Raw genomic sequence first — 13,674 nt, forward strand, 5'->3', positions numbered from 1 at the left:
ACTATGACTCGGCTCGAAACGCTACAAACTAATCTGCAGGCCGCTTTCGGTGAATCCGCCTCCCTGAAGCTGGCCCTTAATGAACTGACGCTCGAAGTCCCTGCCAAAAACTGGTCGGATGTGTGCACGGTGCTGCGCGACGATGCCACGCTGGGCTTTGATACCTGTATTGACCTGTGCGGCGTCGACTATTCCGCCTGGGGTGCGCCTACTTATCCGGCCGCGGCCAGCGTGCATCCGCAGCGGTTTGCCGTGGTGCTGCATCTGCTGTCGGTCCAGCACAACTGGCGGCTGCGGGTGCGCGTGTACGTGCCTAACGACGAGTTCCCGGTCATTCCTTCGCTGGTCCATGTGTGGCCTTCGGTCAATTGGTTCGAGCGCGAAGCCTTCGATCTGTTCGGCATTGTGTTTGATGGCCACCCCGATCTGCGGCGTATCCTGACCGACTATGGCTTTATCGGGCATCCTTTCCGCAAAGACTTCCCGCTGTCGGGTAATGTAGAAATGCGCTACGACACAGAACAGAAGCGGGTGGTTTATCAACCCGTATCCATCGAGCCGCGCGAGATTACGCCGCGCGTCATACGCGAAGAAGGCTACGGAGCAGGGCGCTAGAACATGGCTGAAATCAAAAACTACACACTGAACTTTGGTCCGCAGCATCCGGCCGCGCACGGCGTGTTGCGTCTGGTGCTTGAGCTGGACGGCGAGGTTATCCAGCGGGCCGACCCGCACATAGGTTTGCTGCATCGGGCTACTGAAAAACTGGCCGAACACAAAACCTTTTTGCAGGCGCTGCCCTATATGGATCGCCTGGATTACGTCTCCATGATGTGCAACGAGCACGCCTATGTGATGGCGGTAGAAAATCTGGTGGGCATCAAAGCGCCTTTGCGTGCGCAGTACATACGAGTGATGTTCGACGAGATCACACGCTTGCTGAATCACCTGATGTCGCTGGGTTCACATGCGCTCGACGTGGGCGCCATGGCCGTCTTTCTGTATGCCTTCCGCGAGCGTGAGGACTTGATGGACTGCTACGAGGCGGTATCGGGCGCGCGCATGCATGCGGCCTACTATCGTCCTGGTGGCGTCTATCGCGATCTGCCGGACACCATGCCGCAATACGGGCAGTCCAGCAAGTATCGGGGCGAAAAAGAGCTGCGCGCCATGAACGAAGCGCGTTCGGGCTCGCTGCTGGACTTCATCGAAGACTTCACCAATCGATTCCCCACTTGCGTGGACGAATACGAAACGCTGCTGACCGATAACCGTATCTGGAAGCAGCGTCTGGTCGATGTGGGTGTGGTCAGCCCTGAACGCGCAAAAGCGCTGGGCTTTACCGGCCCGATGCTGCGTGGTTCCGGTGTCGAGTGGGATCTGCGCAGGCACCAGCCCTACGAAGTCTACGATCGACTCGATTTCGACATTCCCGTCGGCACAAACGGCGACTGCTACGACCGCTATCTGGTGCGTATCGCAGAAATGCGTGAAAGCAATCGCATTATTCGCCAATGCGTCGAGTGGCTGCGCAACAATCCCGGCCCTGTCATTATCGACAACCACAAGGTTGCACCGCCCAAGCGTGAACGCATGAAGACTGGCATGGAAGACCTCATTCATCACTTCAAGCTCTTTACCGAAGGCATGCACGTGCCTGCCGGTGAAACCTATGCCAGCGTCGAACATCCCAAGGGTGAGTTCGGCATCTACATGATTTCAGACGGCGCCAACAAGCCTTACCGCGTGAAGATACGCGCGCCGGGTTTCGCTCACTTGCAATCACTTGACGAAATGTCGCGCGGGCACATGATTGCCGACGCCGTCACCATTATTGGGACGCAAGATATTGTGTTTGGCGAAATCGACCGTTAATCGGCGTAAGCCAAGGTATATACCGGGTTCAAACTATGCTGCTTTCTGAACAAGCCTATCAAAAAATTGACCGGGAACTCACCAAGTTTCCGAGCGATCAGCAACAATCTGCCATCATGGCGGCGCTGACCATCGCTCAGGAAGAAAAAGGGTGGGTCTCGACAGACGTCATTACTGACGTGGCTGCTTATTTAAATGTACCGGCTATTGCGGTGCAGGAAGTCGCCACCTTTTACAATATGTTCAATACCCATCCCGTGGGCCGCTTCAAGATCACGGTGTGCACCAATTTGCCCTGTGCGCTGCGCGACGGCGTCAAGGCGGCCGACTACGTCAAGCAGAAGCTGGGTATAGATTTTCACGAAACCACGCCCGACGGCCTGTTCACCCTGATGGAAGGCGAGTGCATGGGCGCATGCGGCGACGCACCGGTAATGCTCATGAACAACAGGCATATGTGTGTACGCATGTCGTCGGAAAAGATCGACGCCATGCTCGATGAACTCAAACAGCACGGAGAGTCGGCATGAGCGCGCCGGGTCTATTGCAGCAGTTTTCCCAAGGTCTCACGCCCGATCCGGGTGCCGAGCTGCCTCGCAGCATGATCTTCCACGACAGGCATATCAATCCGCAAATCGTGGCGGGTCTCGATGGCTCCAACTGGGGCCTGGAAGACTACGTCAAGCGGGGCGGCTACGAAGCCTTGCGCAAAATCCTGACCACAGGCATGACACCTGATGAGGTCATCGCCGAAGTCAAGGCGTCCAGCTTGCGCGGGCGAGGTGGTGCGGGTTTCCCCACCGGCCTGAAGTGGAGCTTCATGCCACGCACTTTGCCTGGCCAAAAATATCTGGTCTGCAACTCCGACGAAGGTGAGCCCGGTACATTCAAAGACCGCGACATTCTGCGCTTTAATCCGCACATCGTCATTGAAGGCATGGCTATTGCAGCCTATGCCATGGGCATTACGGTAGGCTACAACTACATTCACGGCGAAATTTTCGAAATCTACGAGCGTTTCGAAGAAGCGCTCGAGCAGGCGCGCGCCGCGGGCTTCCTGGGTGACAAGATCCTGGGGTCCGAGTTCAGCTTTCAGCTGCATGCTTTCCATGGTTACGGCGCCTATATTTGCGGTGAAGAAACCGCTTTGCTCGAGTCGCTGGAGGGCAAGAAAGGTCAGCCGCGCTTCAAGCCGCCTTTTCCCGCCAGCTTTGGCCTGTACGGCAAGCCGACCACCATCAACAACACCGAAACTTTTGCGGCTGTGCCCTGGATATTCCGCAACAGTGCGCAAGAGTATCTGGACATCGGTGTGGCAAATGCCGGCGGCACCAAGTTGTTTTCCATCTCGGGCGACGTCGAGTTGCCGGGCAACTACGAAATCCCGCTGGGCACGCCCTTTAGCAAATTGCTGGAGCTGGCCGGTGGTATGCGTGGCGGTCGCAAGCTCAAGGCAGTCATTCCAGGCGGCTCCAGTGCTCCTGTGCTGCCCGCCGAGATCATGATGCAGACCAATATGGACTACGATTCCATCGCCAAGGCGGGCTCCATGCTGGGTTCTGGTGCCGTCATTGTCATGGACGAAACGCGTTGCATGGTCAAGTCGCTGTTGCGTCTATCGTATTTCTATTACGAAGAAAGTTGCGGGCAGTGCACGCCTTGCCGCGAAGGCACGGGCTGGTTGTATCGCATGCTGCTGCGCATCGAAAACGGCCAGGGTCGCCCAGAAGATCTGGACGTGCTCGACTCGGTCGCGCACAACATCATGGGTCGCACCATCTGCGCCCTGGGCGATGCTGCCGCCATGCCGGTGCGCAGTTTCATCAAGCATTTCCGCGACGAGTTCGCACACCACATCGAGCATAAAAGCTGTGTGGTGCCCAAATATCTGTAGGGTCAGGACACGCAATGGTTGAACTCACCATCGACGGCATCAAAGTAGAAGCTCCCGAAGGCAGCATGGTCATACAGGCCGCGCACAAGCTGGGGGTGTTCGTGCCGCATTTCTGCTATCACAAGAAGCTTTCCGTGGCGGCCAACTGCCGCATGTGCCTGGTTGACGTTGAAAAAGCGCCCAAGGCCTTGCCCGCCTGCGCAACGCCGGTCACCAACGGTATGGTTGTACATACCCGCTCCGAAAAAGCCATCGCTGCTCAAAAGAGCGTGATGGAATTCCTGCTGATCAATCACCCGCTCGATTGCCCGGTATGTGACCAGGGCGGCGAGTGCCAGCTTCAGGACTTGGCTGTCGGCTACGGTGCCTCGGCCTCGCGCTACCAGGAAGAAAAGCGCGTGGTGGTGGCCAAGGAAATGGGTCCGCTTATTTCTACCGACGCCATGCAGCGTTGCATACATTGCACTCGTTGCATAAGGGTAGGACAAGAAATTGGCGGCATCATGGAAGTGGGCATGATCAACCGGGGCGAGCATTCCGAGATCACTACTTTTGTAGGCAAGGCGGTTGACTCCGAGTTGTCAGGCAACATGATCGATGTCTGTCCTGTTGGCGCGCTGCTGTCCAAGCCTTTCAAGTTCACCGCACGTACCTGGGAAATGGCGCGCCGCCGTTCGGTCAGTCCGCACGACAGCCTGGGCGCGAACCTGGTGGTACAAACCAAGATGGACCGTGTGTTGCGCGTAGTGCCTTTTGAAAACGAAGAGGTTAACGAGTGCTGGATCAGCGACCGTGATCGCTTTGCCTACGAAGGCCTGTACACCGAAGATCGTCTTGCGCATCCCATGGTCAAGGGCGATGATGGTCAGTGGCGTGAGGCCTCCTGGACGGATGCCATGCAGGCTGTGGTTCAGGGGTTCAATACCGTACGCGAACAGTTTGGTGCCGATCAAATCGGCGGCATAGGCAGCCCGTTGGCCACGACCGAAGAGCTGGCCCTGCTGGCTCGTCTGATGCGTGCCCTTGGCTCCGAAAACGTCGATTTCCGCCTGCGCAGCATCGATCCTACCTTTGACCAAGCGGTCAAGGGTGTGCCTTGGTTGGGCATGCCGGTGGCTGAATTGAACCAGCTCGATCGTGTGCTGGTCGTGGGTTCTTTCCTGCGTAAAGATCATCCGCTGATGGCTCAACGCCTGCGCCAGGCTGTCAAGCGTGGCACACAGGTTTCTTTCATCGACTCGGCGGCAGACGATCCCTTGTTTCCGGTTGCAGGCCGCATGACGGTTGCGCCCAGCGCACTGCCTAATGCCTTGGCCGAAGTCCTGGTGGCACTGGCTCAGGCTGGCGGCCAAGCAGTGCCCGAAGCATTTTCAGCGGTGTCACCCTCCGAGGCCGCCACGCAGATCGCTGCCAGCCTGGCTTCAGGTGAACGCGTAGCCGTATTGCTGGGCAATATGGCAGTGGCATCCGATCAGGCCAGCCTGATCGCAGCCAATGCCACGGCACTGGCCAAGTCAGCCAAGGCTACCTTCGGCTTCCTCACTCCTGGTGGCAACACGGTAGGCGGCTATCTGGCCGACGCGTTGCCAGGGCAGGGTGGCCTGACAGCAGAGCAAATGCTGCAGCAGCAACTCAAGGCCTATCTGGTGGTGCACGCCGAGCCTGCGTTCGACGCAGATAACGGCGCCCAGGCAGTTCAGACCCTGAAGAGCGCTGGTTTTGCTGTTGCCCTGACTTCATTCAAGTCGGCCGCTGAAGAGTGGGCCGACATCATGCTGCCTATTTCGCCGTTTACCGAAACTTCAGGCACATTCGTTAACGCAGAAGGTCGGGTGCAAAGTTTCAAGGGTGTTGCTGCTCCCTTTGCCGATACGCGTCCAGGCTGGAAAGTCTTGCGGGTGCTGGGCAATTTGTTCGAGTTGCAGGGTTTCGACGACGAAACGTCCGAGTCCATACGCGACACTGTCATGGTCGGCGGCATAGAAGGGCGCTTGTCCAACGAAGTGTCGGCAACACCTGGCCTGGCTCAGGTGCCGAGCAAAACAGGACTGGAACGCGTAGCTGATGTGCCGATTTATCGCAGTGACGTCCTGGTGCGCCGTTCGCAGCCTTTACAGGAAACAGCCGCATCGCAGCCGCCCAAGGCACGCATGTCTGCCGCTACGCTGGCAGGCCTGGGGGCTGTTTCGGGTGACCCCTTGCGCATCGTCGGTGCGCAAGGCGAGGCGGTGGTCGTACCGGCTCTGGAAGATGAAACAGTGGCCGCTGGCTGCATAAGACTCGCCACTGCGTTCAATGAAACGCTGGCGCTGGGTAGTGGCTTTGGCCAACTGACGGTGGAGCGTGCCTAATGGAGTGGCTTACCTTACTTGAAAATTTCGGCACTGAACTGATTGGGCCGACCGCCTGGCTGGTAGTCTGGACACTGATCAAAATCGTCGTGATTGCCGTACCCATTATTTTGTGTGTTGCCTACATGACGTACTGGGAACGCAAGATGATCGGTGCCATGCACGTGCGCCTGGGCCCGACCCGGGTTGGTTTCCGGGGCTTGCTGCAGCCGTTTGCCGACGTGTTCAAGCTGCTGACCAAAGAAGTCATTGTCCCCAGCAAGGCCAATAAAGTGTTGTATATATTGGCTCCGGTTGTAACGCTGATGCCGGCTCTGGCTGCCTGGGCTGTCATTCCCTTCGGCCCCGAGCTGGTGCTGGGCGACATTAACGCAGGCCTGCTGTTCATCATGGCCATCACATCCATAGGCGTGTATGGCGTGATTGTGGCTGGCTGGGCATCCAACTCCAAGTATGCCTTTCTGGGTGCTTTGCGGGCTGCAGCGCAAATGTTGTCCTACGAGCTGGCCATAGGCTTTGTGCTGGTCACGGTGCTGCTGGTATCGGGCACGCTCAACCTGAGCGGCATCGTGACTGGGCAAGACACAGGATGGTTTGCCGACCGGGGCATCAATTTCATGTCCTGGAACTGGCTCCCGCTGCTGCCTTTGTTCGTCATCTATGTGATCTCGGCCGTGGCCGAAACCAACCGCCACCCCTTTGACGTGGTCGAAGGCGAATCGGAAATCGTGGCGGGTCACATGGTCGAATATTCCGGCATGGGCTTTGCGCTGTTCTTCCTGGGCGAGTACGCCAACATGATTCTGTTGTCGGCGTTGGCCTCCATCATGTTCCTGGGCGGCTGGACGCCTCCGCTCGACATCGCGCCGCTGACCTGGATTCCAGGCTGGCTGTGGTTGGGCCTGAAAACGTTTGTAGTTATTTCAATGTTCGTGTGGTTCCGTGCGACCTTCCCCCGCTATCGCTATGACCAGATCATGCGTTTGGGCTGGAAGGTATTCATCCCGCTGACCGGCATCTGGTTGTTGCTGGTGGCGATCTGGATGCAAACGCCCTGGAATATATGGCACTAGGACACAGGGGCTAAATTATGGAAGCTATCAAAGATTTCTTCGGCAGCCTGATGCTGTCTGAAATGCTCAAGGGCATGCGCCTGACCGGCAAGTATTTTTTCAAGCGTAAGGTAACACTGCGCTATCCACAGGAAAAAACGCCTACATCGGCGCGTTTCCGCGGCCTGCATGCTTTGCGTCGCTACCCGAACGGAGAAGAGCGCTGCATTGCCTGCAAGCTGTGCGAGGCTGTTTGTCCGGCGCTGGCCATTTCCATCGAATCCGAAGAGCGCGATGACGGCACCCGCCGCACCACGCGCTACGACATCGATCTGGCCAAATGCATTTTCTGTGGGTTCTGTGAAGAAAGCTGTCCCGTCGACTCCATCGTCGAGACGCATATTCTGGAATACCACGGTGAAAAGCGTGGCGATCTGTATTACACCAAAGACATGCTTTTGGCCATCGGCGACCGCTACGAACCAGAAATTGCGCGCCGTCGTTCCGAAGACGCCCCTTATCGTTGATGCCGGATCCGACACCTATGATTTTTTCTACTATTCTGTTTTATGTGCTGGCGCTGGTGCTGGTGGTGGCGGCATTTCGCGTCATTACCGCAAACAGCCCCGTCACGGGTGTGTTGCACCTGATCCTGACTTTCTTCACGGCATCCATGATCTGGATGCTGCAGGGCGCCGAGTTCCTCTCCCTGCTGCTGGTACTGGTGTATGTGGGCGCCGTCATGGTGCTGTTTCTGTTTGTGGTGATGATGCTGGATGTGCGCATGGATGCCTTGCGCGCAGGTATGAAAACCTATCTGCCCATGGGGCTGATCATCGGCCTGATCATGGTGCTGGAAATGGCTTTTGTACTGGCTAAAAGCTGGTTTGATGCCGGCCCGGCGGCCGTCATCGCCGACGATGTCGACAACACACACGCCCTGGGCGTGGCCATGTATACGGATTACGTGTTTGCGGTGCAGGTCGGTGGTGTGATCCTGCTGGTGGGCATGATCGCTGCCATTGCCTTGACCTTGCGTAAGCGCTCTGACGTCAAGCGCACCAATCCTTCCGATCAGATCAGGGTACGGGCGCAAGATCGCTTGCGTATGGTGAGCATACCCTCGCAAACTGAAGCGCCCGCAGCGGCCAATACGGATCAGGCCCAAGGAGACAAACCATGACACTGACGCTTGCTCATTACCTGATACTTGGCGCCATTCTGTTCGCCATCGGTATATTCGGCTTCTTCCTGAACCGCCGCAATCTCATCATTCTGTTGATGTCCATCGAGCTTATTCTGCTTTCGGCCAACATGAACTTCGTGGCGTTCTCCACCTGGTTTGGTGATACCGCCGGACAGGTTTTCGTCTTCTTTGTCCTGACGGTGGCGGCTGCCGAAGCAGCCATCGGCCTGGCGATTCTGGTGTTGCTGTTCCGCAACCTGAATACGATCAACGTTGAAGAACTTGACGAGCTCAAGGGTTGATGGGATTGCACATACTATGAATTCACCTAATCTTTATCTACTGATTGCACTGGCTCCGCTGGTCGGCGCCATATTGGCTGGCTTCTTCGGTACAGGTTTCCTGGGCCGTTTCGTGGGTCGCCGGGGCTCGCACTTGATCACCATCGCAGGTGTGCTGATTTCCTTCATAGGCTCGGTCATCGTACTGTTCCAGGTACTTGATGGCCACACCTACGACGGCGCGCTCTATACCTGGTCGGTCATAGGCACCACCAAGGTGGAATTGGGCTTCCTGATTGACTCACTCTCGGCCCTGATGATGGTCGTGGTGACATCGGTTTCGCTGATGGTGCACATCTACACCATAGGCTATATGGCCGACGATCCGGGCTATCAGCGTTTCTTCTCGTATATTTCGCTGTTCACCTTTTCCATGCTCATGCTGGTCATGTCCAACAACATGGTTCAGCTGTTCTTCGGCTGGGAAGCGGTGGGTCTGGTGTCGTATCTGCTGATTGGCTTCTGGTACGAGCGCCCCACGGCCATCTTCGCCAACATGAAGGCCTTCCTGGTCAACCGTGTGGGTGACTTCGGTTTCGTGCTGGGCATAGGTCTGTTGTTCGCCTATACGGGCAGCATGCACTACGGTGATATCTTTGCCAAGAGCGATGAGCTGGCCACCACGATATTCCCGGGTACCGACTGGCAAATGCTGACGGTAGCCTGCCTGTCCTTGTTTGTGGGTGCCATGGGTAAGTCGGCACAAGTGCCTTTGCACACCTGGCTGCCTGATTCCATGGAAGGCCCGACGCCTATTTCGGCGCTGATCCACGCAGCAACCATGGTGACTGCCGGTATCTTCATGGTGGCGCGCTTTTCACCCGTATTCGAGCATTCCGAAACTGCCTTGTCCTTCATCATGGTTATTGGCGCGATCGGAGCCTTGTTCCTGGGTATTTTGGGTATCGTCCAGAACGACATCAAGCGCGTCATTGCCTATTCGACCTTGTCCCAACTGGGCTACATGACTGTCGCCTTGGGCGCTTCGGCGTATTCCGTTGCTATCTTCCACCTGATGACGCATGCCTTCTTCAAGGCCTTGCTGTTCCTGGGTGCCGGCTCGGTCATTATTGGCATGCATCATGACCAGGATATCCGCAACATGGGTGGCCTGCGCAAATACATGCCCATTACCTGGATCACCTTTTTGCTGGGTACGCTGGCTCTGGTGGGTACGCCTTTCTTTGCAGGCTTCTACTCGAAAGAGCACATTATCGAAGCGGCCGGCGCGGCCGAGGTGTGGGGTGCCAGTTTTGGCTACTATGCCACCCTGATTGGTGTGTTCGTCACTTCCCTATATTCGTTCCGGGTGTATTTCCTGGTTTTCCACGGCAAAGAACGCTTCGACACCCATGGTCATGCCGGCCATGGTCACGATGATCACGGCCATCATGGCGGCACTCCGCATGAGTCGCCTTGGGTCGTGACCCTGCCTTTGGTATTGCTGGCGATACCATCTGTGGTGGCGGGTGCCTGGTTCATCGATCCGCTGTTGTTCGACGGCTTCTTCAATGGCGTCATTGCTGTCATGCCCGAGCATCCGGCCATGGCCGAACTGGCCTCACACTGGCATGGCTGGGTGGCTTATGCCCTGCATGGTTTTGTGACCTTGCCGTTCTGGCTCATGATCGCTGGTTTCGTCGTGGCCTGGTATTGCTACATGGTCAACCCCAAAGTGCCTGCAGCCATTCACCGCAGCTTGTCGGGTATCAACCGCATTCTCGATAACAAGTACTACGCTGACTGGTTCAATGAGCAGGTGGTGGCGCGCGGCGCCCGCTGCCTGGGTCATGGCTTCTGGAAAGTGGGTGATCGCGGTTTGATCGACGGTGTGATGGTCAATGGCAGTGCCCGCGTAGTGGGCTGGGTGGCGGCTGTCAGCCGGCACCTGCAGTCCGGCTATATCTATCACTACGCCTTTGCGATGATCATCGGGATCATGGCTTTACTTTCCTTTTTTGTGCTGACGGTTAACTGATGGCTAGCGATATGGCGTCTTCTACTCTTCCCTGGTTAACGCTTTCGATCTTCGTGCCCATCGTGGCAGGATTGATTGTCCTGCTGGTGGGTCGCGATGACCGGCCGGGGCTTACACGCGTGCTGTCCCTGGTAGGTTCGGTGGCCGGTTTTCTGGTGACCCTGCCACTTTATTTAGGCTTCAATCCCCAGACAGCCGATATGCAGTTTGTCGAACAGGCCAGCTGGATCGAAACCTTTGCCGTTAACTACCATCTGGGCATCGACGGCATTTCGCTCTGGTTTGTACTGCTGACAGCCTTCATTACCATTATTGTGGTGCTCGCCGGCTGGGAGGTCATTACCAGCCGTGTATCGCAATATATGGCGGCCTTCCTGATTCTGTCGGGCCTGATGGTTGGCGTGTTTTCCTCGCTGGACGGCATGCTGTTCTATGTGTTCTTCGAAGCCACGCTCATACCGATGTATTTGATCATCGGGGTGTGGGGCGGGCCCAATCGCGTGTACGCAGCATTCAAGTTTTTCCTGTATACGCTGATGGGTTCCCTGCTGACCCTGATTGCCTTCATTTATTTGTGGCATGCAGCCGGCGGCTCTTTCGATATTCAGACCTGGCATGAACTTCCACTGGGCATGACGCCACAGATACTGATCTTCATCGCCTTGTTTGCAGCATTCGCCGTCAAGGTGCCTATGTGGCCCGTCCACACGTGGCTGCCCGATGCCCACGTGGAAGCGCCTACAGGTGGTTCAGTGGTGCTGGCTGCCATTATGTTGAAGCTGGGTGCTTACGGCTTCCTGCGCTTCTCGCTACCCATCGCACCCGATGCTTCACATAGCCTGGCCGGCATTGTCATTGCGCTGTCGCTGATTGCCGTCATCTACATCGGTCTGGTCGCCATCGTCCAGGACGACATGAAGAAGCTGGTGGCGTACTCGTCGGTAGCTCATATGGGCTTTGTCACGCTCGGCTTTTTTCTGTTCAATACAGCCGGGATGGAAGGCGCCATTGTCCAGATGATTTCGCACGGCTTCGTGTCGGGCGCCATGTTCCTGTGCATAGGGGTACTGTACGACCGCCTGCATACTCGTCGCATTGATGACTATGGTGGCGTCATCAACGTCATGCCGCGTTTTGCAACGTTTTTCCTGTTGTTCTCTATGGCCAATGCCGGCTTGCCGGCCACAAGTGGATTCGTGGGTGAGTTCACCGTCATCATGGGTGCAGTCGAATACAACTACTGGATAGGCTTGCTGGCTGCTACAGCGTTGATACTGGGCGCATCCTATTCGCTCTGGATGTACAAACGCGTCGCCTTTGGTGCCATTGCCAACGACAATGTGCGCGGCATGTCAGACCTGAGCCCGCGCGAGTTTTTCATTATGGGCATCATGGCCATTGCGGTACTGTACATGGGCATTTATCCCAAGCCGTTTACAGACGTTATGCACGTGTCGGTAGAAGCACTGCTGCAGCATGTCTCTGTCTCGAAACTGTAGGCCTCAAATACTATGCAAAATCCATTTGACTTCGCCTTGGCTGCGCCCGAGATTACGCTACTGATTCTGGCAGCGATCGTGCTGCTGTTCGATGCTTTCAACAAAACCGAATCACGTCACACCACCTTTACGCTAAGTATTGGTGTGTTGCTGGTGCTGACCGTAGTGTCCCTGTGGCAGTGGAACAGTGGCGTAGAGGGCAACTCCTTCGGTGGCCTATATGTGGTCGACTCGCTGTCGCACTTTCTGAAAGTACTGTCTTATATCGCGGTGGCCGCCACACTGATCTACGGACGCGAGTACGCTGAGCAGCGCGATATGCTCAAGCACGGTGGTGAATTTTACTCGCTCACCTTGTTTGCACTGCTGGGCCAGATGGTCATGATTTCGGCCGGCAGCATGTTGACGGTTTATCTGGGTGTCGAGCTTATGTCCTTCGCCCTGTATGCCCTGGTTGCCTTGCGTCGCGACGATATCAAGGCAACCGAGGCTGCCATGAAGTACTTCGTGCTGGGTGCCTTGGCCTCAGGTGTGCTGCTGTACGGTCTGTCCATGATCTACGGCGCTACCGGCCAGCTCGACCTGCGTCTGATTGCGCAAGTCATTGCCGGGGGCAATGCCGAGCGTCTGCCCTTGGTGTTTGGCGTGGTATTTATTGTTGCGGGCCTGGCGTTCAAGCTGGCGGCGGCACCATTCCATATGTGGACACCCGACGTTTATCAGGGTTCGCCGACAGCGGTTACCCTCATTGTCAGTGCGGCTCCCAAGCTTGCTGCCCTTGCCATCACACTACGCTTGCTCATCGAAGGCCTGCATGGCATCGCCATCGATTGGCAGCCCATGCTGCTGGTGATGGCCATGCTGTCGCTGGCCATAGGTAATCTGGCTGCCATTGCGCAAACCAACTTCAAGCGCATGCTGGCTTATTCCACGATTTCCCATATGGGCTTCATTTTCCTGGGCCTGTTGTCGGGTGTGGGTCAGAACCAGGCCGTAACGGGCTGGGCTTATGGCTCTGCATTGTTTTACATGGTCATTTATGTGTTGACCACCCTGGTTACCTTCGGCCTGATCATGTTGCTCAGCCGCAGAGGGTTTGAGTGTGAGGAGATTTCCGACCTGAAAGGTCTGAATCGCCGCAGCCCCATTATGGCCGCCATGCTGATGCTGGCTATGTTTTCGCTGGCGGGTATTCCTCCTCTGGCGGGCTTCTATGCCAAGCTGGCTGTGTTGCAAGCCTTGGTTGGTGCGGGTCATGTGGCTTTTGCCGTCGTGGCAGTGATCTTCTCTCTGATCGGCGCTTTCTATTATCTGCGCGTGGTCAAGGTGGCTTACTTTGACGAGCCGGAAGGCGATGCAGAGCCCATCAGCAACGGCGTGATCACCAGTGGGCTGATGTCCGTCAATGGCCTGCTCATCATCGCCCTGGGTGTACTACCCAGCGGTCTGATGGCCTTGTGTGTACGGGTGATTGAAGGCTCGCTGAAGTTCTGAACGA

At 56.6% G+C, this 13,674-nt stretch carries 12 protein-coding genes; all 12 read left to right on the forward strand.

Going from position 1 to position 13,674, the window contains the following annotated elements; genetic code table 11:
* Window positions 1-3 precede the first annotated feature (3 nt).
* From ERD84_RS07675 to nuoN, 12 genes are read left to right on the forward strand one after another with little or no spacing between them, the layout of a single operon-like run.
* On the forward strand, window positions 4-615 hold the full coding sequence (locus tag ERD84_RS07675; RefSeq protein ID WP_130039056.1) for an NADH-quinone oxidoreductase subunit C: 612 nt from the start codon (window positions 4-6) through the stop codon (window positions 613-615).
* 3 nt (window positions 616-618) lie between these two features.
* Window positions 619-1,875, forward strand: coding sequence for an NADH-quinone oxidoreductase subunit D (locus ERD84_RS07680; protein ID WP_130039057.1), 1,257 nt, complete (start codon window positions 619-621; stop codon window positions 1,873-1,875).
* A gap of 35 nt (window positions 1,876-1,910) precedes the next feature.
* On the forward strand, window positions 1,911-2,405 hold the full coding sequence (gene nuoE, locus ERD84_RS07685) for an NADH-quinone oxidoreductase subunit NuoE (protein ID WP_130039058.1): 495 nt from the start codon (window positions 1,911-1,913) through the stop codon (window positions 2,403-2,405).
* The gene (nuoF, locus tag ERD84_RS07690) at window positions 2,402-3,769 is read left to right on the forward strand and encodes an NADH-quinone oxidoreductase subunit NuoF (RefSeq protein ID WP_130039059.1); all 1,368 of its coding nucleotides are present in this window, start codon (window positions 2,402-2,404) and stop codon (window positions 3,767-3,769) included. Before nuoE ends, nuoF begins: the two co-directional genes overlap by 4 nt.
* A 14-nt stretch (window positions 3,770-3,783) precedes the next feature.
* A complete protein-coding gene (gene nuoG, locus ERD84_RS07695; protein ID WP_130039060.1) occupies window positions 3,784-6,120 on the forward strand; it encodes an NADH-quinone oxidoreductase subunit NuoG in 2,337 nt (778 codons plus the stop codon).
* Window positions 6,120-7,193, forward strand: a complete 1,074-nt coding sequence (gene nuoH, locus ERD84_RS07700) for an NADH-quinone oxidoreductase subunit NuoH (protein WP_130039061.1) — start codon at window positions 6,120-6,122, stop codon at window positions 7,191-7,193. The genes nuoG and nuoH overlap by 1 nt, the downstream gene beginning before the upstream one ends.
* A 17-nt stretch (window positions 7,194-7,210) precedes the next feature.
* On the forward strand, window positions 7,211-7,699 hold the full coding sequence (gene nuoI / locus ERD84_RS07705; protein ID WP_013742832.1) for an NADH-quinone oxidoreductase subunit NuoI: 489 nt from the start codon (window positions 7,211-7,213) through the stop codon (window positions 7,697-7,699).
* A gap of 17 nt (window positions 7,700-7,716) precedes the next feature.
* Window positions 7,717-8,355, forward strand: a complete 639-nt coding sequence (locus ERD84_RS07710; RefSeq protein WP_130039062.1) for an NADH-quinone oxidoreductase subunit J — start codon at window positions 7,717-7,719, stop codon at window positions 8,353-8,355.
* Entirely contained in the window at window positions 8,352-8,660 is a 309-nt protein-coding gene (nuoK, locus tag ERD84_RS07715; RefSeq protein ID WP_013742830.1) for an NADH-quinone oxidoreductase subunit NuoK, read from the forward strand. The genes ERD84_RS07710 and nuoK overlap by 4 nt, the downstream gene beginning before the upstream one ends.
* A gap of 16 nt (window positions 8,661-8,676) precedes the next feature.
* Window positions 8,677-10,677, forward strand: coding sequence for an NADH-quinone oxidoreductase subunit L (gene nuoL / locus ERD84_RS07720; RefSeq protein ID WP_130039063.1), 2,001 nt, complete (start codon window positions 8,677-8,679; stop codon window positions 10,675-10,677).
* An 11-nt stretch (window positions 10,678-10,688) separates the two neighbouring features.
* Complete coding sequence (locus ERD84_RS07725) at window positions 10,689-12,176, forward strand: NADH-quinone oxidoreductase subunit M (RefSeq protein ID WP_167667361.1); 1,488 nt, start codon at window positions 10,689-10,691, stop codon at window positions 12,174-12,176.
* A 12-nt stretch (window positions 12,177-12,188) separates the two neighbouring features.
* On the forward strand, window positions 12,189-13,670 hold the full coding sequence (gene nuoN, locus ERD84_RS07730) for an NADH-quinone oxidoreductase subunit NuoN (protein ID WP_130039065.1): 1,482 nt from the start codon (window positions 12,189-12,191) through the stop codon (window positions 13,668-13,670).
* Window positions 13,671-13,674: the final 4 nt, after the last annotated feature.

The sequence above is a fragment of the Pollutimonas harenae genome, from assembly GCF_004153685.1.
Classification (GTDB): Bacteria; Pseudomonadota; Gammaproteobacteria; order Burkholderiales; family Burkholderiaceae_B; genus Pusillimonas_C; species Pusillimonas_C harenae.